Genomic DNA, 26,540 nt, shown 5'->3' with positions numbered 1-26,540 from the left:
CGGCCGGGCGATCCTGCGCTGTCAGTCACATGGAAGATGACCGGGGACAGGAACGCGCGCTCTGGCTGGTGCACAACGACGCCAGTGGGTCGAATGATCGCGAGACGCTGGAGCGGATGAGCTCCAGCTGCACCGATTGCAGTCTGCGCGTGGCCTATCGCAGCAGCTTTCCTTCCGACGATCTGCCGACGCCCGCCATGCTTGATGCTGGGGGGATCGACCTTGTCGCTATTTTCGCAGGCGACGGAACGGTTAATGCCGCGCTCAAAGCTCTCGCGGGCTGGGGCGGGCAGGTTCTGGTGCTGCCGGGCGGGACGATGAACCTGCTTTACCACCGCCTGTTTGCGGACCTGGAAATGGAAGAGGTGCTGCGTCTCGCAGGAAAGGGCGATCTGCGGGCGCGCCGACCAGGCATTATCCGCAGCGCGCTGGGCGATGCCTACGCTGGCCTGCTGGCCGGGCCGGGCACCAGCTGGAACGACGTGCGAGAAGCCATGCGCAACACCGATGTCCTCGCCATCGCCACCGAGTCGCGGGAAGCCTTCGCGCACACTCTCCAGGACGAACCGCTACGCTGCGCAGAACCTCCCCTTGGCAGGTCGGAGGGCTACCCCCTTCTCCTGCTTGAGCCCCACGACGAGCGTATCGCGGTCCACGCCTATCATGCCGAGACCACAGCCGAATTTGTCGACCAGCTGCTTGCTCTGGCTAAGCACGACTTCCGTCAGGGACCGCACGATCACATCGGCGACTCCGACGAACTTCTGTTGGCGAGCGTCGGGGCAGACGAATTCAGCGTCCTGCTCGATGGTGAACCGGCAGAAGCGACAGGGCCCACGCAGTTTCGACTGGTGACGTGCGAAGTGGACCTGCTAGCGAAGCCCGGCAATGACTGATCGAAAGCTGCTCTTCCACCTTTCCGACATTCACTTCGGCCTGGAGGACAACCGCGCACTCGACTGGGTGAAGCAGGAAATCGCCGAGCGGCAGCCCGACGCCGTCGCCATCACGGGCGACCTGACCATGCGCGCCCGGCATCGCGAGTTCGATGCCGCCTGCCGCTGGATCAAGTCGCTCGACGCGCCGGTGACGGTGGAAGTGGGCAATCACGACTTGCCCTATTTCAACCCGATCGAGCGGTTCTTCGACCCATACAAGCGCATCCGTGGCATCGCCGACAAGGTCGAGGCCGAGATCGACCTCCCCGGACTTGCCATCGTGCCTTTGAAGACGGTCCGCCGCTGGCAGCCGCGCCTGAACTGGTCGAAAGGCTGGGTGACGGATGCGGCGCTGAAAAGGTGCCTGACCGCAATCGACGAGTTGCCCGCCGGGGTGCAGGCACTGGTAGCCGTGCACCATCCCTTGCGCGAGGTCGGCACGCAGGGCACGGCGCTGACGAAGCACGGGCAGAATGCGCTGAACGAACTCGCTCAGCGCCCGGTGCTCGCGGTCCTGTCCGGCCACGTGCACGATGCTTTCGATATCATGGAGGAAACGGTCCACGGCCAGGTTCGCATGATCGGCGCGGGCACACTGTCGCAGCGGGTTCGCTCGACACCTCCCAGTTTCAACGAACTGACGTGGGACGGTAAAGACCTGACCGTGCGCGTACGCAATCTGGAAGACGTGCGTACACGCGACATGATGATCGGAGATGTGCCGGAAGACGCCATGCCTCCGCGAGAAAAGGGAGAGCCCGTGGCCCCCGTCGGAAAGGTCCCGCGCACAGATCCCCCCGTACATTGATCGTGAATCTTGCCGGTAATCAGCTATAACGACTAGCTATTAATCCTTAATTCTAAAGCGTTACTGCGTGAAATCGGACCAGCGAAAGTCAACCCACCGCCTTTTCGGGCCGGTTTGTCGCAAGCAAAGGATCGAATTGGGAAATTTCCACGTAAGTTGCTGACATGACCACGAAAGTCCTCATCGTCGAAGACGACCTGCTGAACCGGATGTTCTATGAGGCCGTCTTCAAGCAGCGCGGCTACGAGCTTATGCTCGTGGACGATGGCGCGCGCGTGCTCGACGCGGTAGACAGTTTCGCACCCGATATCATCACCATGGATATCCACCTGCCGCACGTGTCGGGCCGCAAGCTGATCCGCGAGATCAAGAAGAACCCGCGCACGCAGCATATCCCCATCCTCGCGATCACTGCCTACGCCGGCAAACTGGACGAGGAAGGCATCCGCCGCGCCGGTGCGGGCGGTTATCTCGCCAAGCCGCTGAGCATCGATAGCCTGCTCGGCGGAGTCGATGCGCTGCTCGAAGGCCAGAAGGTCCACTAGAACCCGACCACTTATCCCCCAATGCAAAAAGGGCGACCCTTCGTGGGGGCCGCCCTTCGCATTTTCCTCCGTCGAGGAAACTCTTGAGACGCGCTGTAGCGCGCCGATACTTAGCGCTTGCTGAACTGGAAGCTGCGGCGTGCCTTGGCGCGGCCGTACTTCTTGCGTTCCACCACGCGGCTGTCGCGGGTGAGGAAGCCAGCAGCCTTGATCGTGCCGCGCAGGGCTGGCTCGAACTTGCTCAGCGCCTGGCTGATGCCGTGCTTCACCGCGCCGGCCTGGCCGGAGAGGCCGCCGCCGGAACAGGTGGCGATCACGTCATACTGGCCTTCACGGTCGGAGATCGTAAACGGCTGGTTGATCACGAGGCGCAGCGTCGGACGGGCGAAGTAGACTTCCTGGTCCTTGCCGTTGACGGTGACCTTGCCGGTGCCGGGCTTGATCCACACGCGGGCGGTGGCGTCCTTGCGGCGACCGGTGGCGTAGGCGCGGCCATGCTCGTCCAGTTCCTGCTCGCGCAGCGGCGCGGCGGGAGCGGCGGTTTCGCCTTCACCGGCATCGGCAGCAGGCGCATCGCCCACCACGTCCTTCAGGTCGGACAGGTCGTTGGCGGTGTTGTTTTCTTCGGTAGCCATTATGCGGACACCTTGTTCTTGCGGTTCATCGAGGCAACGTCGAGCACTTCGGGCTTCTGGCCGTCATGCGGGTGCTCGGTGCCGTTGTAGAGGTGCAGCGCCTTCATCTGGGCACGGCCCAGCGGACCCGTGGGGATCATGCGCTCCACGGCCTTCTCCAGCACGCGCTCGGGATAACGACCGTCGAGGATTTTCTCGGCAGTGGTTTCCTTCAGGCCGCCGGCATAGCCGGTGTGCTTGTAGTAGACCTTCTTGGCAGCCTTGTTGCTGGTGAACTTCACCTTGTCGGCGTTGATGACGACGACGTGGTCGCCGCAATCGACGTGCGGGGTGAAGCTCGGCTTGTGCTTGCCGCGCAGGATATTGGCGATGATCGAAGCCAGGCGCCCGACGACGAGACCTTCGGCGTCGATGATGTGCCACTTCTTTTCGACCTCGGCCGGCTTGATCGACCGGGTGGTCTTCGTCAGAGCCTTCATGGCTGAATTCCTCAAATCAGTGCGAAAATTCGCCGCTGTCCCGATCGCGGTGGAGAATCACCTTGCTGGCGGGCCAGCGAAGGCGCGCATTTGTCGCCTCAGGTGCCGCAAGTCAAGCAAATCCGGGCGATAGCGGAGAGGTAAAATAATACCGCCTTGGATTTGCGTCAATCTTCGGCCCGATTTCAGAAGCCGGATAGGCTCCAGCGTTCGCGAGTGCCGCGGGAGGTCTGCGCGACCCGCGTCATTACCGATCGGCTTGCCTCGCGCATCAGCCCGGTGCGCTCGTCGCGCTCGGCTTCGAACACGCTTTCGACCTTCCCCTCCACGCCGCCCGGCAAGACGATGTCGCGCTCTTCGTGGCGTGATTGCGAGGAAGGCGCGAACAGGTCCAGCGGCAAGTGCGCGGTTACGCGATTGCCCACCTGCTGGAGGGCACGCAGGAATTGCGCGACCTGCTGGTGCTCATCCTCGCCAATGGGATGGGAAGCGATTTCCGCAACCGCTTCGTCGACGGCCTGCCGCAGATGCGGACCGGCAGGCGCGGCGATCTGCGACGAAAGAATTTGACCGAAGGCATTGAGCGCGATCGGGAACAGTCCGCTCTCGTCGCGCGCCCGCTCCAGTTCTGCAAACGGTGCGAGAACTTCCGGCCCGTCAACGCGCACGTCCTGTTGCTCTCCGTGCAGCATGAACCCTTCGGCGAACGGCTGGAACACGATCCGGAAATGCCGCGTCACCGTGAATGGCGTGCCGTCGATCAGATCGCGCGTCACGCTGCGGGTATAGCGCATCGGCCCTTCCGGCGGATCGATGAGGCGTTCGACTGGCAGGGCGACGGCGGGCGTGCTGACAAAGGTAGTTGCGACTGCCCCCGCCAGGCCCAGCACCAAAGCGCCCCTTCTATCGGGACTAGCAGTCATGATCGGTTCCCGCCCAGCAAGCCAGCGATCCAATCGCGCGTGGCTGGCGGCGCGCTGTCAGCCATCCAGCCGCAGATCGCGGGCGTGTTGTAGGGGTGCAGTTCGGCCAGTCGCGTTGTAGCCGTATCGAGCAGTCTGCCATGCGTCTTGAACAGCACTCCGACCTCGTTCGCCGATTGCACCTGTCCCTCATAGCGAAAGACCGAAGTCATTTGCGGAAGAAAATTTGCGCAGGCTACGAGGTTTTCCTGCAGCAGCACATCAGCCACTTCGCGAGCCTCTTGGACAGAGCCGAACGGGCTCCAGATCAAGGCCGCCTCGCTGGCCTCGTCCGCCATCAGGTGCGCCTGCCCAGCGCGTGTGCGCCCCAGGCGAATGCGCCGACCAGCAGGGCGCCCACCACCTGGTGCGCTACGGCAAGCCAGAGCTCGACACCTGTCATCACCGTCGCGATGCCAAGCAGGATCTGAATGCCGAATGCCGAGTGAATGGCAATCGAGGCCCGCCGATCAAGCGGTTTCACCTTGCGCGCCATCACGATCAGCGCCGCCACGGCGACCCATGCCCACCAGCGGTGGAGGAAGTGCAGCCAGAACGGATCGTGGGTGAAAGTCCACCAGACGCCTTGCGACCAGTTCGTCTCCGGAACGAGCCGTCCGTTCATCAGCGGCCAGGTGTTGGAAGCAAGCCCTGCGTTCAGTCCCGCGACCCAGGCGCCGAGAAGCAATTGCAGAAACAGGATCACCGCCACGAAAAAGGTAAGTCCGGTAAATCGCGCTGGCTTCCCGTGTCCGCTTGCATCGAGCTGGCGCAGATCGAGCGCCGTCCACACAAGGCCACCCAGCGTAAAGAACGCGGTCAGCAGGTGTATCGAAAGCCAGAAGTGCGAAACGTCCGTCATTTCCGCGCCGAGACCGGAGCGGACCATGAACCAGCCGAACGCCCCCTGCAGCCCGCCCAGCGCCAGCAGCGCGAGGAGGCGTGGCTTGTATCCAGCGGGAATGGCGCCCCGCAGCCAGAACCACGCCAGCGGCACGGCAAAGGCCAGGCCGATCACGCGGCCCAGCAGGCGGTGGAACCACTCCCAGAAAAAGATGAACTTGAACGCCGCGAGGTCCATTCCGGCAGGGCCGGTGACGTTCCGGTATTCGCCTGTCTGCTTGTAGAGATCGAACTCTGTCTGCCAGTCTGCCTCGCTGAGAGGGGGCAGCGTGCCGCTGACAGGGCTCCAGTGGGTGATCGACAGGCCGCTTTCGGTCAGCCGAGTGATACCTCCCACGGCGACCATGACCAGCACCAGCGCAGCGACTGCGAACAGCCAGCGGGCGACGGCAAGCGGACGGGGCGCGCCAGCGGCGGAGGGGGTCTCGGAGAGGGTTGCGGCGACCATGGTGCAGGCGATTTGCAACTTTAGGGCGGGATTCGCAAGCACCCACCTTAGTGCAGGTATCCCACAGGCGGCCAGTCACGACCCCGGAAATGGCATATGGCCCTTGCGCAATGTTATGACGTTACATAGATGTGGGCGCATGGGTTCGATCACCCCCTGGATTCGCGGCCGGTTGGACCGCGTCGGCGTTATGCTCTCCGCGCTGTGTCTCGTGCACTGCGTGCTCGGTCTCGTGCTGGTCGCCGGGATGGGGCTTGGCGGCGCTTTCCTGCTCGATCCCGATATCCATCGCTGGGGCCTGTTGCTGGCGACGATCATCGCCGGCGTTGCCATCGGTGTGGGTGCCGTGCGTCATCGACGCGCGAAACCCTTCGTCGTGGCGATGACGGGCCTCACCTTCATGGGCGGCGCGCTGGCCGTTGGCCATGGTTTCGAGGAAGCGGTGCTGACGATGATCGGGGTGACACTGGTGGCCGCAGGCCACATCCTCAACTTGCGCCACGCCTAACAGGCCCTATGTGCCGCTGGTGATGACCCAGCCCATTTCCATTACCGTCAATGGCGAATCCCGCCGGACCGAAGCCGCCACAATCGCTGCACTGGTGCGCGAGCTGGGCCTGAAGCCGGAGAAAGTTGCCGTGGAGCACAACGGTGAAATAGCTCCGCGTTCCACGCTGGAGGATGTCGCCCTGTCAGATGGCGACCAGCTGGAAATCGTCCACTTCGTCGGCGGGGGCTGAAAGGAACGCGCCGCATCGGCCTTGCCACTGCGCCATCGGGTCGATACCGCCGCGCGCATGACGCAGATGCAGACCATTTCGCCGGACTCGCAGGACGACAGCTGGGAAGTTGCCGGCCACCGCTTCACCTCGCGCCTGATCGTGGGCACGGGCAAGTACAAGGACTTCGCCCAGAACGCCGCCGCGGTCGAGGCTGCCGGGGCCGAGATCGTCACCGTGGCCGTGCGCCGGGTGAACATCTCCGATCCGAACCAGCCCGTGCTGATGGATCACATCGATCCAAAGAAGGTGACCTACCTGCCCAACACCGCGGGTTGCTTTACGGCAGAGGATGCCATCCGCACGCTGCGACTGGCGCGCGAGGCGGGCGGCTGGGACCTGGTGAAGCTGGAGGTGCTGGGCGAAGCGAAGACGCTCTATCCCAACATGGTCGAAACCATCCGCGCCTGCGAAGTTCTGGCCAAGGAAGGCTTCAAGCCGATGGTCTATTGCACTGACGATCCCATCGCGGCGCAGCAACTGGAAGAAGCGGGCGCGGTGGCGATCATGCCGCTGGGCGCGCCGATCGGCTCGGGTCTGGGCATCCAGAACCAGGTGACCATCCGCCTGATCGTGGAAGGTGCTACAGTGCCCGTGCTGGTGGATGCAGGCGTGGGGACGGCATCGGACGCTGCGGTTGCCATGGAGCTTGGCTGCGACGGCGTGCTGATGAACACTGCTATTGCCGAGGCGAAGGACCCCATCCGCATGGCCCGCGCCATGAAACTGGCCGTGGAAGCCGGGCGAGAGGCCTATCTCGCGGGCCGCATGGGGCGGCGCAAGTATGCCGATCCAAGCTCGCCACTCGCTGGATTGATCTAGTGGACATTCGGCTTGAGGAAAACGGCAGCAAGGGACGCTTCGTCGTTGCTCTCGATAGCCATGACGAAGAGGCCGAACTGACATTCTCGCGCGCGTCGGATTCGCTGGTGATCGTCGACCATACCTTCGTACCCGATTCCATGAGGGGCATGGGTGTCGGAAAGGCCTTGGCCCAGCGCGTCGTGGAGGAGGGGCGCGCCAAGGGGTTCAGGATCATTCCCTTGTGCCCGTTCTTCAAGGCGCAGGCCGCACGCCACCCCGACTGGTCGGACGTGGTGCAGGGCTGAGGCGCCTGCTTACGACAAATTAACCATAGTGCCGCACACCTTCCCTGACACCGCAAGGGAAGGGCCGATCATGGGTCACGAATCGAAGACGTTCTCACTCACCATCGCCGAGATGCGCGAGTTTGCAGGCTTTGCCGAATACGAGCAGGAGTTCATCGAACGCGCGCTCGATATCGCGCTGGGACGCGGCGATGCCTTCAAGACCTGGAGCGTCTCTCCCGAGGACAAGCGCGCCATTCGCGGCCAGTACCTTGCCTACCGCGAGCTGAAGCACCTGCGGGCGCTGATCCCCGATGGCGAGACTTTCGATGGCATCCAGAACCTGATGGGCACCTTGCTCCGCATATCGGCTCAGGACCTTGCCATGGAACGGCTCGACAGCTTTTCCGCCTACCGCTTCCTCTACGAGCGCCTGCTTGGCGCTGCGGTGCGGCCCTTCCTTCCCGCAGCCTTCTGCGCTGCGGCCGCACTGCCCCAGATCCGCCCCGAGCGCCGCCGGATGCTGCTGCAATCGCTAAGCGAGGCAGCCGCCACTGCGCCCGCATGGTCGCGCAAGGAACCGGCTTTCTATCCGGAAAAGATCGAGGCCGAAGCCGCCTGACGCTCGCGGCGGCTCAATAGAGCGCGTCGAGCCGATCCTGATAATTCTCGCGGATCTGCATCCGCCGGATCTTCATCGTCGGCGTCATCATGTTGTTGTCCACCGTGAACGGCTCGTCCGCCAGCACGAACTTACGCACTTTCTCGATTACCGAGAGATCCTCGTTCGTGCGATCGATCGCGGCCTTGATGGCGGCGCGGAAGGCGGGCAGCTCCTGCAGCGCGGCCATGTCGAACTTCTCGCCATTCTCGCGCGCCCAAGCCACGGCCCACTCGGCATCGGGCACGATCAGCGCGACCATGTAGGGCCGCTTGTCGCCCGAGACCATCGCCTGGCTGATCTCGGGTTGCAGCGTCAGCATCCCTTCCAGCTTCTGCGGCGCGACATTGTCGCCCTTGTCGTTGACGATGATATCCTTCTTGCGGTCGGTGATCTTGATGCGGCCCTTGTCGTCGATGTGGCCCACGTCCCCGGTATGCAGCCAGCCGCCTTCCAGTGTCTTCTCGGTGTCGTCGGGACGCTGCCAATAGCCCTTCATCACCAGTTCGCCGCGCACCAGGATCTCGCCGTCCTCGGCGATCTTCACTTCCACGCCGCGCAGGGGCGGACCGACGGTGTCGAGCTTGATCCCGGCGCTGGGATAGTTGCACGCAATCACCGGCGCGCTCTCGGTCTGGCCATAGCCCTGCAGCATGGTGAGACCCATGGCCTGGAAGAACCCGCCCACTTCGGGGTTAAGCGGTGCACCGCCGGAAACGAGAGCCTTCACCCGGCCGCCGAAGCGATCCTTGATCTTGGGGCGCAGGGTGGCAGACAGCAGGGCATCGTCCGCCGCGCTGATGAGGCCGGTGGTTCCTTTCACCTGCTTTTCGCCCAACACCAGCGCGCGTCCCAGCAGGAAGCGGGCAAGCTTGCCCTGCTTCTCGATCGCTTTCATCATCTTCGATCGCAGCACTTCGAACAGGCGCGGCACGACCACCATGATCGTGGGCCTCGCTTCCTCGAGATTGCTGGAAAGCTTGTCGAGCCCTTCGGAGAACCAGATATCTGCGCCCAGACCGAGCGGCAGGTAGAACCCGGCCGTGTGCTCGAACGCGTGGCTCAGAGGCAGGAACGACAGAAAGCGTTCCTCTTCCCAGCCGAAGTCGTTCTCGATCACATGAGCCGCAGCCGCGACGTTATGCAGGATCGCGCCGTGGTGCAGCATCACCCCGCGCGGTGCGCCGCTGGTGCCGCTGGTGTAGATGATGCAGGCCATGTCGTCGCGCCTGAAGCCAGCGATGCGCGCGTCGACGGCCTTGCGCGCTGCCACTGGGTCTCCCTCGGCAATCGTGTCCCAGCTGGTGAGTTCGATACTGCCGCTTTGCGAGGAGGAAACGGGATCGATCGCGATCACCTGCTTGCCACGACCCGTTTTCATGATGGCACGGAATAGCGGCCCTGCCAGCTTGGCATTGCCCAACACGACGCCGCTTGCGCCTGAATCGTCAAGAATATGGCAGTGATCGCGCTCCGTATTCGTGGTGTAGGCAGGCGTGGTGATGCAGCCTGCCGCCATGATCGCGAGGTCGGCGATGCACCACTCGGGCCGGTTCTCGGCAACGATCACCACCCTGTCGCCATCGCGAAGGCCCAGCTTACGCAGGTTTTCCGCCATCAGGCAGACCTTCTCGGCCGCCTCGGCATAGGACATGGAGACCCACTCGCCGTCCTTCTTCGCCGTCAGGAACGGCTTGTCGCCGCGCTCGTCGGCGCGCTGCAGGAACAGTGCGACTAGGCTGCTGGCATTGTCGATATCGGCGAGTTGCATGCGCGGTGCTCTCCCTTGCGCCCTGCCTTGCTTGTGTTCTGGCCGGGACAGTGACTTGAAAACAGGAGTTAGGCGGCAGGCGCGCGGGGGGCAAGCCTGCTTCATTGCCAGCGATGGGCTTGATGCCTAAGGCTTGCGCCATGGTCCTTACACGTATGTGCGCCGCTCTCGCCGCGCTGACTCTCGCCTCCTGCGCCCCTGTTCCCGCCACGGTCGAAACGCCGGCCTCGGCACCCTTCGCGCAGCAGGAGATCGCTCCGTTCGTGATCGCGGCCAATCCGCTGGCAGCGCAGGCGGGCATGGACGTGCTGGAACGCGGTGGTAGTGCGGCCGACGCGGCGCTGGCGGTGCAGGCCATGCTCTCGCTGGTGGAGCCGCAAAGCTCCGGCATGGGCGGCGGCGCCTTCCTCAACTACTACGATGCTTCCAGCGACAGCGTGATCATCTACGACGGGCGCGAGACGGCTCCGGCGCAGGGCAGCCGCACGATGTTCCTCGACGCCGAGGGCGAGCCGCTGGGCTATCGCGAAGCCGTGGTCAGCGGACGGGCGACGGGCGTTCCCGGCGCGGTGGCGGCGCTGGCAATGCTTCACGAGGAGCATGGCGCGCTTCCCTGGAGCGGGTTGTTCGATGCTGCGATCGCTACGGCGGAGGATGGCTTCGCCATCAGCCCGCGTCTCGGGCGGTTCCTCGGCATCGATTTCCCGCAACTCGCGCAGCCCGATGCTGCCGCCTACTTCGCCGCGCCCGATGGCACGCGCAAGGGCGCGGGGGACCGGCTGGAAAACCCAGAATATGCCGACTTCCTCAGGCGACTGGCCGCCAACGGCATCTCCGCACTTTACGAGGGCAGCACGGCTGCCGAGATCGTCCAGCGCACGCGCGCCGCGCCGCGGGGCGGCGCGATGACGATGGCGGACCTCGCCACTTACCGTCCGATCAGGCGCGAACCCGTCTGCAATGCGTGGCGCGAATACCGTGTCTGCGCTCCGCCGCCACCGTCGAGCGGGGCCGCGATGCTCGAACTGCTCGCCCTGCTGGAACGCACCGATATCGCAGAGCGTGGTCCGGACGATCCGCAGGCCTGGTATCTCTTCGCCGAAGCGAGCCGCCTGATGTATGCTGACCGCGATGCCTATTTCGGCGACGGCGATTTCGTCGACGTGCCTGTCGAGGGCCTGCTCGATCCGGCTTACCTCGACTCGCGCGCCTCGCTGATCGGCCCGGTGGCGGCGGAAAACGTGGAGCCGGGACAGCCCGCAGGTGCGAAACTCGCTATGGAAGACCTGACGCACGAACCCGCCGGAACTTCACATTTCATCGTGCGCGACCGGCACGGCAATGTCCTCTCGATCACCACCACGGTCGAATCCATTTTCGGCACTGGCCGAATGGTCGACGGTTTCTTCCTCAACAATCAGCTGACCGACTTCTCTTTCAACCCGCTGCAGCCGAATGGCGACGAGGCACCCAATGCCGTGGCACCCGGCAAGCGCCCCCGTTCCTCGATGGTGCCGCTGATCCTGCTCGATGCCGATGGCCAGTTTGCCGGAGCGATCGGATCTGCCGGAGGCAATTCCATTCCCGCTTACGTCGGCAAGACGCTTGTCGCGGCAGTCGACTGGGGGCTTTCTGTGCAGGATGCCCTCGCACAGCCGAACCTCGTCGCGCGCGGCAACCGCATTGGGGGCGAGGTAAGCCGGTTCGATCCGGCGATCGTCGAGGGCCTTGCCGAGCGTGGTTTCGACCTACAGCCCGGCCAGGGCGAGGACTCCGGCGTTCACGCGGTGCTGATCCGCAATGGGGAGGTCGACGGCGGTTACGATCCGCGCCGCGAAGGCGTGGTGCTGGTGGGAGAACCCTAGACCTCTTCGCTGCCCACGGCATCGGCAATGCTGGCGAAGCCGTCGCGCTTCATCAACTTTGATAGACCCTTAGTGATCTGCCGGGCAATGTTCGGCCCGCGATAGGTCATCGCGCTGTAGAGCTGCACCAGGCAGGCACCTGCACGGATGCGCTCCCACGCATCCTCGGCCGTGGCGATGCCTCCCACGCCCACCAGCGGGATTGCCCCGCCCGATGCCTTGCGAAAGGCGCGGACCATTTCCAGCGCCAGCGGTTTGAGCGGAGCGCCCGACAGGCCGCCGGTCTCGCCCTTATGGACAGAGACGAGTTCGGGCCGCGAGATCGTGGTGTTCGCAACGATCAGTGCGCCCAGTGCCTTGTCCATCGCGATGCTAGTAATCGCGTCGACGTCTGCGTTCTGCAGGTCAGGCGCGACTTTCAGGAACACCGGCGGGCCTTGAGCCCCGCGCGCTTCCAGCACGCTGTCGAGCAGTTCCACTAGCGCGCCTTCGTCCTGCAAGGCGCGCAGGCCGGGCGTGTTCGGGCTGGAGATATTCACCGCGAGATAGGTGGCGTAGGGCGCCATGATCCGCGTCATCGCGGCATAGTCGGCAATGCGATCCGCGCTGTCCTTGTTCGCGCCGATGTTGATGCCCAGCACGCCGGGGCGCGTCCCGCGGGAGGCGACGCGCACAGCAGCAGCCTCGGCGCCGCGATTGTTGAAGCCCATGCGATTGATGACCGCGCGATCCTCCTTCAAGCGGAACAGGCGCGGTTTCGGATTGCCCGGTTGCGGCAGGGGGGTGATGGAGCCAACCTCGACGAAGCCGAAGCCCCGCCCCAGCAGCGCGTCTGCCACCTCGGCATCCTTGTCGAACCCGGCGGCCATGCCGACGGGATTGGGGAAGCGAATGCCCGCCACCTCTGTACCGAGCGGCCCTTTCAGGGGTGCGGGCCTGCCGCGCGGCAGGGCCTTCAGCGCCTTGATTGCGAGGCCGTGCGCACGTTCTGCATCGAGCGTGAAGATGGCCGGACGAATAAGCGAATAGAGCATGGATAGGCCCTTGGCAGCAGCAAGCCGCATTGCGCAACGCTTTCTAGCGCCAACTTGTGGCGACGGGGTTCCGTCCGTCGGTCAATAATTCGTCTGTCTGGGCCCAAGGCTTGCGAATGTCGTCTTCTTACAAGCGTTGCGCGCAAGAAATGGCTAGGCAGCATCCGCGACCCGAAGGGCTCGAAGCGTTTGTCGCTACGAGACCTCTACTCAAACAGGGCGGCCAACCTTCTGGTTCTGGCCGCCCTTTTTTTGTTTCGGCGATTCGACCAGCGACCCTCTCCGTGCCGTCGGAACGCGCCTAGGTGTCCGTGTGTTTGTCGCTCGGATCCAGTTGCGGTATCCTGACCTTCCGTCCGTATCGAAAGGCTGGCGCGATGGCTGGATAACGGTCAGGATGAGTGGGCTGTTGATGGGGACGCGGCAATGAAGAGGGAAAATCCTGGCATTGGGGAACTGACCCCGCCGAGCCGCTTCGAGATCGACTATCTCGCGCCCGAAGGCGATGTCGCGAAATTCGTGACAACGTTCTATCACTTCCGCTGCGACGACCGCCTCATCCGCGATATCCAGCCCGCCGCAATCGGCCACCTCTCGCTTTTCCCGTGCGGAAAGGGGCGCATGAGCCTTCCGGACGGCGAATACGACTGGTCGCACGAGGTCAACCTGTTGACGCCGCTGTCTCGGGCCCTCCACATAGAGGTGGAAGGACCATTTCATGCCGTCGGCGCTGCGCTTTCCCCGCTCGGCTGGGCTTCGTTGACGGGCCTTCATGCGCAGGAGCATGCGAATCACCTCTACGATGCCGCTGACTGGCTTGCCCCGGAAATAGCGGAGCGTAGCAAGAACCTCTGCCAGGGTTATCGCGACGGCGAACACGGTGCGCAACACATGGTCGAGGAGATCTCGGCGATGATCGTCGCCCATGCAAAGCTCCCGCGGGCGCCGCATCTCGAACTGATTGCCACGGTCGGGCGCTGGCTCTCGCAGAGCCTGCTTCCCGATATCGAGGACCTCTACGCCGCCAGCAGCTTCTCCCGCCGCCAGACCCAGCGACTGGTGCAGCAGTATTTCGGTGTATCGCCCGTGGCGCTGCGCAGGAAATACCGCGCGCTGCGGGCTGCCGCCGCGTTTTCGAAACCAGAGCTGGTGCCCGAGGAAGCGGCGATGATCGAGGATACGTTTTACGATCAGCCGCACATGATCCACGAAATCCGCGAGTTCGTGGGGCGCACGCCTGCGCGTCTTGCCGATAGCGATGCGCCGTACCTGCGCGAATTGATCGACGCAAAGAACCTGCGCGAACTGGGCTGAGTCCTCCGGACAGAATTGCTAACGACTCGCAACAGGCGGAAATGGGTTGATTCCGCCTGATTTACGCATAGGTGACCAATCGGAACGAATTGGTCCGATTAAACTATTGCGCCCGAAATGAGACTATCCAATCTTGCAGATTACGCCGTCGTAACGATGAGCGAGGCCGCGCGCCATTGCGGTGGCGGGCGCACGTCTGCGGCGGAACTGGCCGAGGAAACCGGCCTGCCTGCCCCCACGGTGCAGAAAGTGGTCAGCAAGCTGACGGCAGCGGGCCTCCTGCGGTCGGCAAGGGGCGCAGGGGGCGGATTGCAGCTGGCACGCCCGGCGGCGGCGATCAGCCTTGCCGACATTGTCGAGGCGGTGGAGGGGCCGATCGCGCTCACCTCCTGCGTCGATGAAGGGCGGCACGACTGCGCGCTGGAAGGCAGCTGCGCGGTGCAGCCGCACTGGCCGATTGTGAACAATGCTTTGCGCAGCGCGCTGGCGGATATCTCGCTGGTGCAGCTGGCAAGAACGGAAGAAATGGCATGAATGAACAAGTCGAAGTGAAAGACCGCGAAGCTCGCGAAGCCGCCGAGAAGGCTGCCGAGTACGAGCATGGCTGGTCCTCCGACATCGAGACCGAATTTGCGGAGAAGGGCCTCACCGAGGACACCGTCCGCTTCATCTCGGCCAAGAAGGGCGAGCCGGAATGGATGCTTGACTGGCGCCTGAAGGCTTTCCGCATCTGGGAAGAGATGGAGGAGCCGAACTGGGCCAAGCTCGGCTATCCCGAAATCGACTATCAGGACGCCTACTATTACGCCGCTCCGAAGAAGAAGGAGCAGCTCGAATCGCTCGACGAACTCGATCCTGAGATCAAGTCCGTCTACGACAAACTCGGCATCCCGATTGCGGAGCAGGAAGTGCTTGCCGGGGTGAAGGGTGCGCGCAAGGTAGCCGTGGATGCGGTGTTCGACTCTGTCAGCGTCGCCACGACCTTCCGCAAGGAACTGGAGTCCGCCGGCGTCATCTTCCTCTCGATTTCCGAGGCGCTGAAGAAGCACCCGGACCTCGTGAAGAAGTGGCTCGGCAAAGTCGTGCCGCAGCGCGACAACTATTTCGCCTGCCTCAACGCGGCGGTCTTCTCTGACGGCACTTTCGTCTATGTGCCCGAAGGCGTGCGCTGCCCGATGGAGCTTTCCACCTATTTCCGCATCAATGCGGAGAACACCGGCCAGTTCGAACGCACGCTGATCGTGGCCGAAAAGGGCAGCTACGTCAGCTACCTGGAAGGCTGTACCGCGCCCATGCGAGACGAGAACCAGCTGCACGCCGCGGTGGTGGAACTGGTCGCGATGGAAGATGCCGAGATCAAGTACTCGACCGTGCAGAACTGGTATCCCGGCAATTCCGAAGGCGTGGGCGGCATTTACAACTTCGTCACCAAACGTGGCCTGTGCCACGGCGACCGTTCCAAGATTTCGTGGACGCAGGTGGAAACCGGCTCTGCGGTGACGTGGAAGTATCCCTCCTGCGTGCTGAACGGCGAGAACAGCGTGGGCGAATTCTACTCGGTGGCGGTTACGAATAACCACCAGCAGGCCGATACGGGAACCAAGATGGTTCACAACGGCAAGGGCTCGCGCTCCACGATCATTTCCAAGGGCATCAGCGCGGGCAAGTCGAACAACACCTATCGCGGGCTTGTGCGCGTGGCGGCCAATGCCGATGGCGTGCGCAACCGTACCGAGTGCGACAGCCTGCTGCTGGGCGACCAGTGCGGCGCGCACACCGTGCCCTATATCGAGGTGAAGAACCCCAGCGCCCAGATCGAGCACGAGGCCACCACCAGCAAGATCAGCGACGACCAGCTCTTCTACGCCATGCAGCGCGGCCTGGACGAGGAAGAGGCCGTGGCGCTGATCGTCAACGGCTTCGCCAAGGAAGTGCTGAAAGAGCTGCCGATGGAATTCGCCGTCGAAGCGCAGAAGCTGCTGGCGATCTCGCTTGAGGGGAGCGTGGGGTGAGGGCACTTTTTCTTTTGATATGTGCGTCTTCGGTTATCGGATGCGCGGAGGAGGCTGACCCGATGCCCCCGTTTGAAGAGATTTCTTCGGCGAATCTCGCCTATGCGCGATGTATAGACGAAGCGGTCAAATCGCTGGGCGTTCCTTCGCAACCTGTTGGTTCGGATGTGGCAGCAGTACGCGAACAGTGCTCTGACGCGCGGGCCCATGCACTCCGGATGCGCGTTGTCCCGGTTTTTGCCGAGTCGATCGAAGCTTACGACGAAATTCACGATGGATTGGCGCGCAGTCTGCTAGAAGATCGCAATCGCGAGACCGTCCAATGACTGATCGCAAGACCCTCAACCTCCGCGACACCTCGGACGCCGAAGCGCCCGCGCTCAAGAAGCGTGGGCGAGGCTGGGAGATTTCCGACAAGCGTCTCGACGCGCTGCACGATCGTGCGCGCGAGATGAAGCGCCATGCTTCCGAAGCGCACAAGGCGCTGGCAGAGCGCTTCGCCAAGGCGGACCTCGGCAAGTATACCTTCAAGCGGTTCGCCGTGGTCGGCAGCGCGATTGTTGACTTCAATTGCCACAACCTCGGCATGGCCATCGTGATCGACGAGGAAGGCGACGACCCGGCGCTGAATCGCCGCCGCGACAAGTCGCTGGATGCCGTCGGCGTGAAGGTGATGCACCTCGCCGCCACCGATATCCTCGAAAACATGGACGACGTGCTGAAGCGTATCACCGCCGGAATGCGGCAGCGCATCGCCGACAAGGGCGAAGCGCGCCGTCGTCACGAAGCAGAAAATCCCCGGCAGACCCGCCCGCGCTACGACCGCGCAGGCAACGGTCCGCCGCGCAGAAAGGAGGGGGACAGGCGATAGCCTAGAACAGGACAGTTGAAGTGCGGCGCGGCGCAGTCCTCCAATCGGATTGCCGTGCCATGGTTCGGGTCGCGCAACCTGGTCGACGTGGTCGGCCCTCGAACCTGAAAGGAACGCTTCATGCGAGAATTGCTCCAGCACCCGTATATGCCGGTGATCGTGTTCGTGGTCGCGGCGGCCATTGCAATCCTCTCACTGCTGACCGCGATGAACAGCGACCGACGCGGAACCGGCCTTCTGCTCGCTTTCCTGTTTGCCGCCGTTGCCATCTACTTCGCCCCCTCTGCGATCAACCTCATGGAAGTTTGAAAGACGTACGAAATGCTGAAAATCGAAAACCTCCACGCCGAAATCGACGGCAAGGAAATTCTGAAGGGCCTCTCGCTCGAAGTGAACGCGGGCGAGGTGCACGCCATCATGGGGCCGAACGGCGCGGGCAAGTCCACGCTGGCCTACGTATTGGGCGGACGTCCGGGCTACGAAGTCACGCAGGGCTCCGTTACCTTCAACGGCAAGGACCTTATGGACCTCGAGCCGCACGAACGCGCGGCGGCGGGCATGTTCCTGGGCTTCCAGTACCCGGTCGAGATTCCCGGCGTCTCCAACGTGCAGTTCCTGCGTGAGGCGCTGAACTCGCAGCGCAAGGCGCGCGGTGAAGAACCACTCACCGGCGGCGAATTCCTGAAGCTCGCCAAGGAAAAGGCCGGGCTGCTGAAGCTCGACATGGAAATGCTCAAGCGCAACGTGAACGTCGGCTTCTCCGGCGGCGAGAAGAAGCGCAACGAAATGGTGCAGATGGGCATCCTCGACCCCGCCTTCGCGGTGCTGGACGAAACCGATTCCGGCCTCGACATCGACGCGCTGAAGGTCGTGGGCGAAGGCATCAACGCCATCATGCGTAAGCCCGACAAGGCCGTGTTGCTGATCACCCACTACCAGCGCCTGCTCGACTACGTGCAGCCCGATTTCGTGCACATCCTTTCCGCCGGCCGCATCGTGAAGACCGGCGGCGCGGACCTGGCGAAGAAGCTGGAAGACGAGGGCTACGACGAGGTGATGGCGGCGTGATCGCGGCTTTCGCCCTTGCTGCCATGGTGCAGACGGCACCAGAGGCACCGATGCCGCCAGCGGTCGCGGAGGAAATTCGCGTGCTGGCAGAGCGCATGGACGCATTTCGTGGCCGCGTGCGCCGTGCGGACGGGGCCTTTGCCTGCGACATCGACGAAAGCACGGGCGATGCCGCGCTCGACGATATCCGCTGCAATGCCCTGCGCTATTGCGCAATGCAGGTGGACGCCGACGTGCAGGCGCTGGCCGCGCTCGACCTCCCGCGCCGGGAGCGAGACGCTCGCATCGGCGAACTGGCGCAAACCGTCGGCCCTTGCGCCGAAGACTACGAAGACGCCGTGCTGACCCGCATGGCATGGGAGCGCGCCGGATCATGATCGCCGCGAAACTCCTCACCGATTACTTACGCGAAGCTCTTGAAAGGAGCGAAGCATGACTACCATGCCGACAACCAGAGACGAAGCCTGGCGCTATTCTGATATTGCCGCAGTCCAGAAACTCGGCGCGGCGGCGCTCGACCAGTGGGAGGAGATCACACTCGCCGCTGGTGAAACGAAGCGCCAGTGCATGATCGTGGGCGACGAAGCGCCCGAACTGCATCGCATCCGCATCAAGGCGGGTGAAGGCGCGCGGGCCGAGTTGTTCGTCGTCATCGTGGGCAATGACTACGCCCGCGTGGAAGTGGAAACCGAGCTCGCGACGGGCGCGCATTTCGAATTCGGCGGCGTCACGATCGGCGGCGGGGATGCCGTGCGCGAATTCGTGACCCGCACGACTCATGACCTGCCCGAGGCGACGTCCAATCAGGTGGTGCGCGCCGTTCACTGGGGCGAGGCGACGGGCAACTTCCTCGGCGCGATCAACGTGGGCCGGGGCGGGCAGCGCACCGATGCGGGGCAGGATTTCAAGGCGTTGGTGCTGGAGAAGGGCGCCACCGCGAATGCCAAGCCGGAATTGGAGATTTTTGCCGACGACGTGAAATGCGCCCACGGCGCGGCCATCGGCCAGATGGACGAGATGGCGCGTTACTACATGGCCAGCCGAGGCATTTCGCCCGACTTGGCCAAGAAGCTGCTGGTGCGCGCCTTCATTGCCGATGCGCTTGCCGCTCTGGAAGACGAGGGCGAGGCGGAGCGTTTGCTCGAAGCCGCCCTCGACGTTTTAGACGATGCGGGAGACCGCATCGCATGAGCCCGACCGACGCTGCCACGAAGTCCCGCAAGGCCGATTTCCCCGGCATGGTCACTGCCGATGGCCAGCCGTGGCACTACCTTGATTCCGCCGCGACGGCGCAGAAGCCGCAGGTGGTCATCGACGCAGTGTCGCGCGCGCTGGGCGCCGACTACGCGACGGTCCATCGCGGTGTCTATTCGCGCTCCGCCGAGATGACGCTGGGATACGAGGCAGCGCGTCGCCGGGTGGCGGAATTTATCGGCGGGCAGGAGGACGAGATCGTCTTCACCCGTGGCGCGACCGAGGCGATCAACCTGCTTGCTTACAGTTACCCAGACAAAGGCCGCGTGCTGCTGTCCGAATTGGAGCACCACTCCAACATCGTGCCGTGGCAACTGGCCGGATGGCAGGTGGACGTGTGCCCGATCACCGAAGACGGGCAGATCGACCTCGACGCTGCCGAGGCGATGCTGACGAGCGAGCACACGATGGTCGCTTTCGCGCACGTGTCGAATGTGCTCGGCAGCGTGGTAGACGGCAAACGCGCCGCCGACCTTGCGCACTCGGTTGGTGCAAAGCTGTTGCTCGACGGTTGCCAGGCGGTGCCTCGCGTGCCTGTGGACGTGGCCGCGCTCGATTGCGACTTCTACGCCTTTTCCTCGCACAAGCTCTATGGCCCGACCGGGATCGGCGCGCTATGGGGCCGGGCTGATCTGCTTGCCACCATGGCCCCCTGGCAGGGCGGCGGGGCGATGATCGACAAGGTAACTTTCGAAAAGACCACCTATGCCCCCGCGCCCCAGCGGTTCGAAGCGGGCACGCCTGCCATCGTCGAGGCAATCGGTTTTGCCGCGGCCTGCGAATACGTGGCGGAGATCGGGCTGGAAGCGATCCACGCGCACGAGGCGGAACTGGTGCGCCAGACCCGCGAGGCCCTTCGCGGCATGAACGACGTGACGCTCTACGGGCCGGATGACAGCGCCGGGATCGTCAGTTTCATGATGGAAGGGGTTCACCCGCACGATCTGGGCACCATATTGGATGAAGAGAACGTGGCGATCCGCGCAGGCCACCACTGCGCGCAGCCGCTGATGGAGAAGCTGGGCATTCCCGCCACCGCGCGCGCCAGCTTCGGGATATACTCCGACGAAGAAGACGTCGCCGCGCTGATCCGCGGCATCGAACGCACCAAGAGGATTTTCGGCTGATGTCAAATCACGAGGACATGACCCAGAACGACGACAAGGATTTCGTGGCAGCGCCCTCGCCCACCGAGAACGTGGTCGAGAAGCCGCCGCGTGCCCGCGTGTCGGATGCGCCGCTGCCCGAAGAGACAGCGGGCGAGAAGTTCGAGCGAAAGCGAGACTACCTGGAGGGTTTCCTGCAGAAGAAACCCGAGGGCGTGCCCGCCGGTGAACCGGGCGGCGAACTGCACCAGTCGGTGATCGATGCACTGAAGGATATCTACGATCCGGAAATCCCGGTGAACATTTACGACCTTGGCCTGATCTATAATGTCGAGGTAGCAGAAGATGCTGACGTGAAAGTCACCATGACGCTCACCACGCCGCATTGTCCTGTCGCCGAAACCATGCCCAACGAAATCGAGATGCGCGTGATGGGCCTTCCCGGCGTGCGCGATGCCGAAGTCGTGGTGACGTGGGATCCGCCGTGGGACCCCTCCAAGATGAGCGACGAAGCCCGCCTCGAACTGGGGATGCTGTGATGACCGAGACAAAGACCCGACCCGCGCCAAAAGCCGCCGTCGTGCTGACGCCCGCTGCCGAGCAGCGCGTGGCAGACCTGATGGCAAAAGCGCCCGACGATGCGATCGGCGTCAAGCTTTCCACCCCGCGCCGCGGATGCTCGGGGCTTGCCTATTCGGTCGATTACGTCACCGAGGAACAGGCTTTCGACGAGAAGATCGAGACGCCCGGCGGCGTGTTCTACATCGACGGTGCCAGCGTGCTCTACCTCGTCGGTAGCACGATGGACTGGGTGGAGGACGACTTCACCGCCGGTTTCGTGTTCGAAAACCCCAACGCCAAGGGCGCCTGCGGGTGCGGCGAAAGCTTCATGGTTTGAGGCTTTCTATCGCGTGAGGCTCAGGCCTCGCCGGTTTCCTCGGCGATGAATTCCAGCAGCGCCTGGTCGTATTCGTCCACGTCGCCACTTCGGGCGATTTGCGCGTCGAGCCAGTCCTGTTCGAACGCCGTGACCTCGGCATCTGCGGCAACCTGTTCTTCACGGCTTGAGCTGTCGTCCTTCCTGCCGAAGACGACGCCGAAGGCATTGGGCGCCTGCTTCGCCATACGGCCCATGAAGCGGCCCACGTTGGCCTTGTTGTCGGCCACGAAGGTTTCCAGTTCCAGCATCCGCTCGCGGCTGATCTGCCCGTTCGCATGGGCAAAACCCATCAGGTAATTGCCGACGGACTGCACGAACAACCGCTTGAATTCCGGGGCATTGCCGCTGCCTGCGACTGCGTCCTTGATGCGGAACATCACTTCAGCTTCCCGGCGGCTGACTGCTGCCGGACGATCACTCGCCTGACCGAAGATCACGCGGCGCATGATGCGGCATTCAGCCGCGCTGACGTGGCTGTCCGACAGTTCTCCGCCGCACCGGGTGGGGCCGGTGCCTTCCAGCACCTCGCGCTCCATTACGCCGAGCACGTAGCTTTTCAACGTTTCGGGCACGTTATGCGCGCGCTCGATGATGGAAGTGAGCAGTTCCAGTTCAGTCATCGAGCAGACAGCGCCGTCCGCCTCCACTTGCGCGATCAGCCACTCAGCTTCCTCGGCGCTGGCGAAACCGCGTGGGTCGGACCCGTTCAGCACGTGGTTGCGGATCGCCTCCACGAAGAAGTCGGACCATTCGCGCGAGGGATTGTCGATGGCGTGCTGCGTGGCGAAGACCATTTCGGCCTCTTCGCGGCTCATCCGTCCGTCGGCCCAACCTTCGCGGCGCAGGGCCATCACTTCTTCCGAACTGATGGTGCGATCGGCAGCGGCGTGCCGGGCGATCTCGGCGAATTCAAAACTCATCGGGGCAAATCCTCCTGTGCGGGGAAGGTCATGCCGCAACAGGCTTAAATTCGCGTTACCGAGACCCGAATTCGCCCCTCAGCGCCGCCGTGAAAGCGCCTGGATGCAGGCGAGCCGGTCGACCGCTGCCCCGTCGCTGGAGCGGCGCGCTTCCACCCAGGTCGCCACCGGCTCAGCACCGGGCGACAGGGGATAGAGGTAGAAGTCGAGCACGCAGGCCTCGCCCCTGAACTGCAACTTGCGCATGTCGCCCTCTGGCGTGTCGAGCCGTGGCTGACCAAAGCGCGAGACCAGCGTGGAGGCGGGTTCGCGGATAAGACCCGCCAGCCCTGGACCTTCCATGATTTCCGGCACGCGGAAGCCTGACCTCGGCGGCGGCACAGCCACAGGATCGGTCGGCGGGACCTGCCTCGGATCGACCGTGATCGGCGGCGGGGCCGGGGCTTGCTGCCGGGGAGCGGAAACACAGGCGGAAAGGGTGGCGGCCAGCAGGAGAGCGGCTGTCAGGCGCATAGGTGGCGTCTTTCTACGGATTGGACCGGTTGCGGGAATTGCGGTGGACGAGATGGGTTGCCGATGCCGCCCCCAGCACAGGCGCGAGGAAATTGGCGAAGGGCACGGCCAGCATGGCCGCGATCACCCCGCCCAGCAGGAAACGCTGCGCACGGCTGACCGGCGCGCAGTCGCCAGCGGAATGGCAATGGCGCAGCCAGACCATGTCCTGCAACTCCCGCCCAAGCAGCACGGCGTTCACCAGCAGGAACAGCGCGAAGGTGCCGATGCCGGTGAATAGCAAGATCAGCGCGAGCGGGAGCGCAACAAGGTTCGCCAGCAAGGCGCGCCCGGAGGCGGAGAGGGCGTTGCGCATCTGCTCTGCAAACGGCAGGTCGCGCGCCAGTTCGGCCTGCTGCGGATAGTGACGGGCTTCCACCGCCTGCACCACCTCGTCGGCGTAGAACTGGATCACCGCCATGGCGACGATGCGCCAGGTGAGCCACAGGCCGACTACCGCCAGCAGCGCGGAGACAGCGCCCCGAACCGCGCCCGCCCCTGTGAACAGGCTGTCCTCCAGCCCGCCCCAGGCCAGCAGCCAGTCGAGCGCGAACCACCCGCCCGTGGCGACGATCAGGAACACGATGATCGTCACGCCCAGGCTCTTCAGCAGGATGCGCAGCACTGTGCTGTCCGCCAGTTGGCGCAGGCCCAGTGCCAGGGAAGTTGCAAGTGAACCCATCAATCCTTGCGATTGCGCGCCCTATCGGCCAAGTCAACGCCGCGTGGCGCGCCCGCACCGGAAAACGCGCCGGATAGAGTTCAGGAGACTGCATGACTGCCCCCCGTTACGACGTAATTGCCATCGGTAACGCCATTGTCGACGTGATGGCCCCCGCTTCGGACGAACTGGTCGAGGAGCTGGGCATGACCAAGGGCGGCATGACGCTGGTGGATGCCGACCAGGCGAAGGAACTCTACGACGCGATGGGCCCTGCGAAGGAGATTTCGGGCGGTTCGGCAGCCAACACGCTGGCAGGTCTTTCCGGCATGGGCGCGCAGTGCGCTTTCGTGGGGCAGGTGGCGGACGACCAGTTGGGCAACGTCTTCGCGCACGACATTCGCGCCGTGGGCATCGATTTCGACGTGCCCGCGCGTGAGGGCGAGCCGCCGACCGCGCGCTGCCTGATCTTCGTGACGCCCGACGGCCAGCGCACGATGAACACGTTTCTTGGCGCAACGCAGTTCCTGCCGGCAGGTGCATTGAACGAGGAAGCCATCGGAGGCGCTGAGATCCTCTACCTCGAAGGCTATCTCTGGGATCCGGAAGAGCCGCGCAAGGCCATGCGCTCTGCCATCGCGACGGCAAAGCAGGCGGGCCGCAAGGTGGCGTTCACCCTGTCCGACGCTTTCGTGATCGAACGCTACGGCGACGATTTCCGCGCGCTGATCGACGATGGCCTGATCGACATCCTGTTCGCCAACGAGGTGGAACTGGGCGCGCTGACGGGCGAGAAGGATTTCGACGCCGGGATCGACGCGCTGAAGGACAAGGTGCCCACGCTGGTCGTGACCCGCAGCGAGAAGGGCGCGGTCTGCGCCACGGGCGGCGAGTTTTACCAAGTGGCGGCAGAGCCGATCGACAAGGTAGTGGACACCACCGGCGCGGGCGACCTGTTCGCCGCAGGCTTCCTGTTCGGCCACGTGCGCGGCGAGGAACCGAACCGCTGCCTGAAGCGCGGCGCCATCGCGGCGGCGGAAATCATCAGCCACTACGGCGCGCGCCCGGAAACGGACCTTGCCAAGCTGATGGCCGTAAAGCTCGGCTGATCGGGCGACGGCGACTTTAGTTGATGAAATACATGCACGGCGTAGGGTTTCGTCTGTTTCCATAGGCGTGCCTCGCGCGCGCATGCGAATGGACGCGAACTGGAAGCGATAGCGGACGGCGAGAAAGAGCGGGCGCGGCTGTGGCAGGCGCACCCGCTGTAGGAAAGGTGCGGCCTTGCCCGATGGCTTACCTATCGCTGTTCATCTGCCTGCACCCTGTCGCACGGTGCGCGGAACCTTGCGACGATGCCTGTCCGATCAAAGGCGATCCGGACATCAGCGCCAAATTGCGAGGAGAGCCCTTTCTCGATCAGGAACGACCCGAAACCCTTTGTCTCGGAAGGTATCACTTCGGGGCCGCCCGCTTCCTTCCAGGTCAATTCGAAGACCTGTTCGCCGCCTTCGCAGATTTCCTGCCAGGATATGGTGACGATGCCGTCCGCGTTCGAAAGCGCCCCATATTTGGCGGCATTCGTCCCCAGCTCGTGCAGCGCCAGCCCGAAGCCCTGAGCCGCCTGGGCGGTGAGCAGGATGTGCGGGCCGCTCAACTGTATCCTGCTCTCCAGCAGATCCCTGAAATGGGCAAGCTGCGAGCGTACAAGGTCCTGAAGGGGGACGGCCTTCCATTCATTCCGGATCAGGATATCGTGACTGGCGGAAAGAGCTGCGATTCTCGCTTCCAGACTGGCTAAATAATCCTCCGGATGGTTCTTCACCGTTTGCCGCGCGAGAACCTGGACAATCGCCAGTACATTCTTCGCTCGGTGGCTCATTTCACGCAGGATGAGCCGTTCGTGGTCTTCCTGCTTCTTCTTCTCGGTCTCGTCGGTAATCGAGGCGAAGAAGACGTTTCCGACGTCGGGAAAATACTGCAGCTGCACGCACACCGGATAAGTCGACCCATCCTTGCGGACATGCACCGTCTCGAAGACGAGCGTTTCTTCCTCACCGGAAATCAGCGGCTGCAGGAAGGCAAGAAACTCATCCTTGGAAAATTCGGGCTTGATGTCCCAGGGCGTCAGGGTTCGAAGCTCCTCCATCGTATACCCGAGATTTTGCCGGGCACCGCGGTTCACGAGTTCGAACTGGTAGGAATCGCCGTTGAAAACGAAAGCCTCGCTCACCGATGCCTCGACGATCCTTCCGAGTTGCTCGTTTACTGATCGGGTGGCAAGTCGCTCCAGCTCGGCGGCGGCCCGGCCAGAAAACAGCGCGATGATGTTCTCGACGGCTTCCGGGTCGGAGAAGGGTTCTTCATCGAGAACCGCCACCAGGCCGAGAACCCGCCCATCCGCAGCGCGCAGCGGCATGCCGGCATAGCTTCGGGCACCCATATCGATAAGAAGCTGGTCATCCGGAAACAGGTCACAAATGTTGTCCGGAAAGCAACAGACACTATCAGACGCCACATTCGCGCACGGCGTGTTCTCGAGCGAGTAGGAAAAATTCTCTGCGGGACCATTGTCCCAGAAGGCAATGGTCTCCGATCGGGTCGGATCTGCTCTGTCAAACTTTCCAACGAATACCCACCGCACGCTCAATGAGCGGGCAAGCGCTTCGACGAGCACGGGAAAGTAGCCCTCTCCCACGATCTTTGAGGTCTCCGCCAGAATCGCAAGCGCGTTCTGGACCAGTGGAGACCTTGGGAAAATTACCCGATCTATTCTGGTCACGGCAGTCTCCCTATTGCCCGACCAGAGTAGCGACAGGGCGCAGGATCACAAAGCTCTTTGCCCGAAGGTCGGTTAACGCCTCGTTTTAATGACGTTAAGTGAACCCGGCTGATGATTGCGGCGCCTCCGAACGGTGGCGAATCG

General features: G+C 63.5%; 33 protein-coding genes. 22 read left to right on the top strand and 11 right to left on the bottom strand.

Annotated elements, in window-relative coordinates; translation table 11 throughout:
- The first annotated feature begins 29 nt into the window (after positions 1-29).
- The 3 genes from D4Q51_RS02770 (at position 30) to D4Q51_RS02760 (ending at position 2,291) form a co-directional block, all read left to right on the top strand.
- Positions 30-896, top strand: coding sequence for a diacylglycerol kinase family protein (locus D4Q51_RS02770; protein WP_120076222.1), 867 nt, complete (start codon positions 30-32; stop codon positions 894-896).
- The gene (locus D4Q51_RS02765) at positions 889-1,746 is read left to right on the top strand and encodes a metallophosphoesterase family protein (protein ID WP_120076221.1); all 858 of its coding nucleotides are present in this window, start codon (positions 889-891) and stop codon (positions 1,744-1,746) included. Before D4Q51_RS02770 ends, D4Q51_RS02765 begins: the two co-directional genes overlap by 8 nt.
- A 164-nt stretch (positions 1,747-1,910) precedes the next feature.
- Positions 1,911-2,291 (top strand): response regulator, encoded by a 381-nt coding sequence (locus D4Q51_RS02760; RefSeq protein WP_120076220.1) that lies wholly within the window; start codon positions 1,911-1,913, stop codon positions 2,289-2,291.
- A 110-nt stretch (positions 2,292-2,401) separates the two neighbouring features.
- Here the strand turns inward: D4Q51_RS02760 and rpsI are convergent, their stop codons facing one another.
- The 5 genes from rpsI to D4Q51_RS02735 form a co-directional block, all read right to left on the bottom strand.
- Complete coding sequence (gene rpsI, locus D4Q51_RS02755; protein WP_120076219.1) at positions 2,402-2,926, bottom strand: 30S ribosomal protein S9; 525 nt, start codon at positions 2,924-2,926, stop codon at positions 2,402-2,404.
- Entirely contained in the window at positions 2,926-3,405 is a 480-nt protein-coding gene (gene rplM / locus D4Q51_RS02750; protein WP_120076218.1) for a 50S ribosomal protein L13, read from the bottom strand. Before rplM ends, rpsI begins: the two co-directional genes overlap by 1 nt.
- A gap of 185 nt (positions 3,406-3,590) precedes the next feature.
- On the bottom strand, positions 3,591-4,328 hold the full coding sequence (locus D4Q51_RS02745; RefSeq protein ID WP_162925109.1) for a hypothetical protein: 738 nt from the start codon (positions 4,326-4,328) through the stop codon (positions 3,591-3,593).
- The gene (gene cutA / locus D4Q51_RS02740; RefSeq protein WP_120076216.1) at positions 4,325-4,666 is read right to left on the bottom strand and encodes a divalent-cation tolerance protein CutA; all 342 of its coding nucleotides are present in this window, start codon (positions 4,664-4,666) and stop codon (positions 4,325-4,327) included. Before cutA ends, D4Q51_RS02745 begins: the two co-directional genes overlap by 4 nt.
- The gene (locus D4Q51_RS02735) at positions 4,666-5,718 is read right to left on the bottom strand and encodes a COX15/CtaA family protein (protein ID WP_120076215.1); all 1,053 of its coding nucleotides are present in this window, start codon (positions 5,716-5,718) and stop codon (positions 4,666-4,668) included. The genes cutA and D4Q51_RS02735 overlap by 1 nt, the downstream gene beginning before the upstream one ends.
- Before the next feature lie 139 nt (positions 5,719-5,857).
- Here D4Q51_RS02735 and D4Q51_RS02730 point away from each other — a divergent pair, with 139 nt between their 5' ends.
- From D4Q51_RS02730 to D4Q51_RS02710, 5 genes are all read left to right on the top strand, one after another.
- Positions 5,858-6,226: a MerC domain-containing protein gene (locus D4Q51_RS02730; RefSeq protein ID WP_120076214.1), complete on the top strand. Its 369-nt coding sequence runs from the start codon at positions 5,858-5,860 to the stop codon at positions 6,224-6,226.
- 22 nt (positions 6,227-6,248) lie between these two features.
- Entirely contained in the window at positions 6,249-6,458 is a 210-nt protein-coding gene (gene thiS / locus D4Q51_RS16095) for a sulfur carrier protein ThiS (RefSeq protein ID WP_120076308.1), read from the top strand.
- A 57-nt stretch (positions 6,459-6,515) separates the two neighbouring features.
- Positions 6,516-7,319, top strand: coding sequence for a thiazole synthase (locus D4Q51_RS02720; protein ID WP_420807522.1), 804 nt, complete (start codon positions 6,516-6,518; stop codon positions 7,317-7,319).
- Complete coding sequence (locus D4Q51_RS02715) at positions 7,319-7,606, top strand: GNAT family N-acetyltransferase (protein ID WP_120076213.1); 288 nt, start codon at positions 7,319-7,321, stop codon at positions 7,604-7,606. The genes D4Q51_RS02720 and D4Q51_RS02715 overlap by 1 nt, the downstream gene beginning before the upstream one ends.
- Before the next feature lie 70 nt (positions 7,607-7,676).
- Entirely contained in the window at positions 7,677-8,207 is a 531-nt protein-coding gene (locus D4Q51_RS02710; protein WP_120076212.1) for a hypothetical protein, read from the top strand.
- 13 nt (positions 8,208-8,220) lie between these two features.
- Here the strand turns inward: D4Q51_RS02710 and D4Q51_RS02705 are convergent, their stop codons facing one another.
- Positions 8,221-10,017: an AMP-dependent synthetase/ligase gene (locus D4Q51_RS02705; protein WP_120076211.1), complete on the bottom strand. Its 1,797-nt coding sequence runs from the start codon at positions 10,015-10,017 to the stop codon at positions 8,221-8,223.
- Positions 10,018-10,157: 140 nt separating this feature from the next.
- Between D4Q51_RS02705 and D4Q51_RS02700 the strand changes: the two genes are divergently transcribed.
- On the top strand, positions 10,158-11,882 hold the full coding sequence (locus tag D4Q51_RS02700) for a gamma-glutamyltransferase family protein (protein ID WP_240624530.1): 1,725 nt from the start codon (positions 10,158-10,160) through the stop codon (positions 11,880-11,882).
- On the opposite strand, the gene D4Q51_RS02695 is transcribed toward D4Q51_RS02700, so the two are convergent.
- Entirely contained in the window at positions 11,879-12,916 is a 1,038-nt protein-coding gene (locus D4Q51_RS02695; RefSeq protein WP_120076307.1) for a quinone-dependent dihydroorotate dehydrogenase, read from the bottom strand. The two genes, D4Q51_RS02700 and D4Q51_RS02695, sit on opposite strands and share 4 nt — an antisense overlap.
- Before the next feature lie 426 nt (positions 12,917-13,342).
- Between D4Q51_RS02695 and D4Q51_RS02690 the strand changes: the two genes are divergently transcribed.
- The 12 genes from D4Q51_RS02690 to D4Q51_RS02645 all read left to right on the top strand — a co-directional run bounded on the left by D4Q51_RS02690 (position 13,343) and on the right by D4Q51_RS02645 (position 21,439).
- Positions 13,343-14,230, top strand: coding sequence for a helix-turn-helix domain-containing protein (locus D4Q51_RS02690; RefSeq protein ID WP_120076209.1), 888 nt, complete (start codon positions 13,343-13,345; stop codon positions 14,228-14,230).
- Positions 14,231-14,347: 117 nt separating this feature from the next.
- Positions 14,348-14,764 carry an SUF system Fe-S cluster assembly regulator gene (locus D4Q51_RS02685; protein ID WP_120076208.1) on the top strand — a complete coding sequence of 139 codons (417 nt, stop codon included), beginning with the start codon at positions 14,348-14,350 and terminating at the stop codon, positions 14,762-14,764.
- Complete coding sequence (sufB, locus tag D4Q51_RS02680) at positions 14,761-16,242, top strand: Fe-S cluster assembly protein SufB (protein WP_120076207.1); 1,482 nt, start codon at positions 14,761-14,763, stop codon at positions 16,240-16,242. Before D4Q51_RS02685 ends, sufB begins: the two co-directional genes overlap by 4 nt.
- Positions 16,243-16,304: 62 nt before the next feature.
- Positions 16,305-16,568: a hypothetical protein gene (locus D4Q51_RS15610; RefSeq protein WP_162925108.1), complete on the top strand. Its 264-nt coding sequence runs from the start codon at positions 16,305-16,307 to the stop codon at positions 16,566-16,568.
- Positions 16,565-17,113 carry a DUF559 domain-containing protein gene (locus tag D4Q51_RS02675; RefSeq protein ID WP_120076206.1) on the top strand — a complete coding sequence of 183 codons (549 nt, stop codon included), beginning with the start codon at positions 16,565-16,567 and terminating at the stop codon, positions 17,111-17,113. The genes D4Q51_RS15610 and D4Q51_RS02675 overlap by 4 nt, the downstream gene beginning before the upstream one ends.
- Positions 17,114-17,233: 120 nt before the next feature.
- Positions 17,234-17,422 carry a hypothetical protein gene (locus D4Q51_RS15605; protein ID WP_162925107.1) on the top strand — a complete coding sequence of 63 codons (189 nt, stop codon included), beginning with the start codon at positions 17,234-17,236 and terminating at the stop codon, positions 17,420-17,422.
- 12 nt (positions 17,423-17,434) lie between these two features.
- Entirely contained in the window at positions 17,435-18,181 is a 747-nt protein-coding gene (sufC, locus tag D4Q51_RS02670) for a Fe-S cluster assembly ATPase SufC (protein ID WP_120076205.1), read from the top strand.
- Positions 18,178-18,558, top strand: coding sequence for a hypothetical protein (locus D4Q51_RS02665; RefSeq protein WP_120076204.1), 381 nt, complete (start codon positions 18,178-18,180; stop codon positions 18,556-18,558). The genes sufC and D4Q51_RS02665 overlap by 4 nt, the downstream gene beginning before the upstream one ends.
- A 55-nt stretch (positions 18,559-18,613) precedes the next feature.
- Positions 18,614-19,372, top strand: a complete 759-nt coding sequence (locus D4Q51_RS02660) for a SufD family Fe-S cluster assembly protein (RefSeq protein ID WP_120076203.1) — start codon at positions 18,614-18,616, stop codon at positions 19,370-19,372.
- On the top strand, positions 19,369-20,562 hold the full coding sequence (locus D4Q51_RS02655) for an aminotransferase class V-fold PLP-dependent enzyme (RefSeq protein WP_120076202.1): 1,194 nt from the start codon (positions 19,369-19,371) through the stop codon (positions 20,560-20,562). Before D4Q51_RS02660 ends, D4Q51_RS02655 begins: the two co-directional genes overlap by 4 nt.
- A gap of 17 nt (positions 20,563-20,579) precedes the next feature.
- Positions 20,580-21,080: an SUF system Fe-S cluster assembly protein gene (locus tag D4Q51_RS02650; RefSeq protein WP_120076306.1), complete on the top strand. Its 501-nt coding sequence runs from the start codon at positions 20,580-20,582 to the stop codon at positions 21,078-21,080.
- Positions 21,080-21,439 (top strand): HesB/IscA family protein, encoded by a 360-nt coding sequence (locus D4Q51_RS02645; RefSeq protein WP_205689426.1) that lies wholly within the window; start codon positions 21,080-21,082, stop codon positions 21,437-21,439. The genes D4Q51_RS02650 and D4Q51_RS02645 overlap by 1 nt, the downstream gene beginning before the upstream one ends.
- Positions 21,440-21,459: 20 nt before the next feature.
- Here the strand turns inward: D4Q51_RS02645 and D4Q51_RS02640 are convergent, their stop codons facing one another.
- The 3 genes from D4Q51_RS02640 to D4Q51_RS02630 form a co-directional block, all read right to left on the bottom strand.
- Positions 21,460-22,401, bottom strand: a complete 942-nt coding sequence (locus tag D4Q51_RS02640; RefSeq protein WP_120076200.1) for a hypothetical protein — start codon at positions 22,399-22,401, stop codon at positions 21,460-21,462.
- A 78-nt stretch (positions 22,402-22,479) separates the two neighbouring features.
- Entirely contained in the window at positions 22,480-22,914 is a 435-nt protein-coding gene (locus tag D4Q51_RS02635) for a hypothetical protein (RefSeq protein ID WP_120076199.1), read from the bottom strand.
- 13 nt (positions 22,915-22,927) lie between these two features.
- Positions 22,928-23,635: an EI24 domain-containing protein gene (locus D4Q51_RS02630; RefSeq protein ID WP_120076198.1), complete on the bottom strand. Its 708-nt coding sequence runs from the start codon at positions 23,633-23,635 to the stop codon at positions 22,928-22,930.
- Positions 23,636-23,727: 92 nt separating this feature from the next.
- Between D4Q51_RS02630 and D4Q51_RS02625 the strand changes: the two genes are divergently transcribed.
- Positions 23,728-24,723, top strand: coding sequence for an adenosine kinase (locus D4Q51_RS02625; protein WP_120076197.1), 996 nt, complete (start codon positions 23,728-23,730; stop codon positions 24,721-24,723).
- Between the two features lie 191 nt (positions 24,724-24,914).
- Here D4Q51_RS02625 and D4Q51_RS02620 read toward each other — a convergent pair whose 3' ends face one another.
- A complete protein-coding gene (locus D4Q51_RS02620) occupies positions 24,915-26,396 on the bottom strand; it encodes an HWE histidine kinase domain-containing protein (RefSeq protein WP_120076196.1) in 1,482 nt (493 codons plus the stop codon).
- Between the last annotated feature and the right edge of the window lie 144 nt (positions 26,397-26,540).

Origin of the sequence: Aurantiacibacter odishensis (assembly GCF_003605195.1) — a bacterium.
Lineage (GTDB): Bacteria > Pseudomonadota > Alphaproteobacteria > Sphingomonadales > Sphingomonadaceae > Alteraurantiacibacter > Alteraurantiacibacter odishensis.
This window is presented reverse-complemented; position numbering and strand designations above follow the sequence as displayed.

Coding starts and splice junctions, on each gene's coding strand:
- D4Q51_RS02770 (WP_120076222.1), top strand. CDS start 30: ATGGAAGATGACCGGGGACAGGAACGCGCGCTCTGGCTGGTGCACAAC.
- D4Q51_RS02765 (WP_120076221.1), top strand. CDS start 889: ATGACTGATCGAAAGCTGCTCTTCCACCTTTCCGACATTCACTTCGGC.
- D4Q51_RS02760 (WP_120076220.1), top strand. CDS start 1,911: ATGACCACGAAAGTCCTCATCGTCGAAGACGACCTGCTGAACCGGATG.
- rpsI (WP_120076219.1), bottom strand. CDS start 2,926: ATGGCTACCGAAGAAAACAACACCGCCAACGACCTGTCCGACCTGAAG.
- rplM (WP_120076218.1), bottom strand. CDS start 3,405: ATGAAGGCTCTGACGAAGACCACCCGGTCGATCAAGCCGGCCGAGGTC.
- D4Q51_RS02745 (WP_162925109.1), bottom strand. CDS start 4,328: ATGACTGCTAGTCCCGATAGAAGGGGCGCTTTGGTGCTGGGCCTGGCG.
- cutA (WP_120076216.1), bottom strand. CDS start 4,666: ATGGCGGACGAGGCCAGCGAGGCGGCCTTGATCTGGAGCCCGTTCGGC.
- D4Q51_RS02735 (WP_120076215.1), bottom strand. CDS start 5,718: ATGGTCGCCGCAACCCTCTCCGAGACCCCCTCCGCCGCTGGCGCGCCC.
- D4Q51_RS02730 (WP_120076214.1), top strand. CDS start 5,858: ATGGGTTCGATCACCCCCTGGATTCGCGGCCGGTTGGACCGCGTCGGC.
- thiS (WP_120076308.1), top strand. CDS start 6,249: ATGACCCAGCCCATTTCCATTACCGTCAATGGCGAATCCCGCCGGACC.
- D4Q51_RS02720 (WP_420807522.1), top strand. CDS start 6,516: ATGACGCAGATGCAGACCATTTCGCCGGACTCGCAGGACGACAGCTGG.
- D4Q51_RS02710 (WP_120076212.1), top strand. CDS start 7,677: ATGGGTCACGAATCGAAGACGTTCTCACTCACCATCGCCGAGATGCGC.
- D4Q51_RS02705 (WP_120076211.1), bottom strand. CDS start 10,017: ATGCAACTCGCCGATATCGACAATGCCAGCAGCCTAGTCGCACTGTTC.
- D4Q51_RS02700 (WP_240624530.1), top strand. CDS start 10,158: ATGGTCCTTACACGTATGTGCGCCGCTCTCGCCGCGCTGACTCTCGCC.
- D4Q51_RS02695 (WP_120076307.1), bottom strand. CDS start 12,916: ATGCTCTATTCGCTTATTCGTCCGGCCATCTTCACGCTCGATGCAGAA.
- D4Q51_RS02690 (WP_120076209.1), top strand. CDS start 13,343: ATGAAGAGGGAAAATCCTGGCATTGGGGAACTGACCCCGCCGAGCCGC.
- D4Q51_RS02685 (WP_120076208.1), top strand. CDS start 14,348: ATGAGACTATCCAATCTTGCAGATTACGCCGTCGTAACGATGAGCGAG.
- sufB (WP_120076207.1), top strand. CDS start 14,761: ATGAATGAACAAGTCGAAGTGAAAGACCGCGAAGCTCGCGAAGCCGCC.
- D4Q51_RS15610 (WP_162925108.1), top strand. CDS start 16,305: ATGCCCCCGTTTGAAGAGATTTCTTCGGCGAATCTCGCCTATGCGCGA.
- D4Q51_RS02675 (WP_120076206.1), top strand. CDS start 16,565: ATGACTGATCGCAAGACCCTCAACCTCCGCGACACCTCGGACGCCGAA.
- D4Q51_RS15605 (WP_162925107.1), top strand. CDS start 17,234: ATGCGAGAATTGCTCCAGCACCCGTATATGCCGGTGATCGTGTTCGTG.
- sufC (WP_120076205.1), top strand. CDS start 17,435: ATGCTGAAAATCGAAAACCTCCACGCCGAAATCGACGGCAAGGAAATT.
- D4Q51_RS02660 (WP_120076203.1), top strand. CDS start 18,614: ATGACTACCATGCCGACAACCAGAGACGAAGCCTGGCGCTATTCTGAT.
- D4Q51_RS02655 (WP_120076202.1), top strand. CDS start 19,369: ATGAGCCCGACCGACGCTGCCACGAAGTCCCGCAAGGCCGATTTCCCC.
- D4Q51_RS02650 (WP_120076306.1), top strand. CDS start 20,580: ATGACCCAGAACGACGACAAGGATTTCGTGGCAGCGCCCTCGCCCACC.
- D4Q51_RS02645 (WP_205689426.1), top strand. CDS start 21,080: ATGACCGAGACAAAGACCCGACCCGCGCCAAAAGCCGCCGTCGTGCTG.
- D4Q51_RS02640 (WP_120076200.1), bottom strand. CDS start 22,401: ATGAGTTTTGAATTCGCCGAGATCGCCCGGCACGCCGCTGCCGATCGC.
- D4Q51_RS02635 (WP_120076199.1), bottom strand. CDS start 22,914: ATGCGCCTGACAGCCGCTCTCCTGCTGGCCGCCACCCTTTCCGCCTGT.
- D4Q51_RS02630 (WP_120076198.1), bottom strand. CDS start 23,635: ATGGGTTCACTTGCAACTTCCCTGGCACTGGGCCTGCGCCAACTGGCG.
- D4Q51_RS02625 (WP_120076197.1), top strand. CDS start 23,728: ATGACTGCCCCCCGTTACGACGTAATTGCCATCGGTAACGCCATTGTC.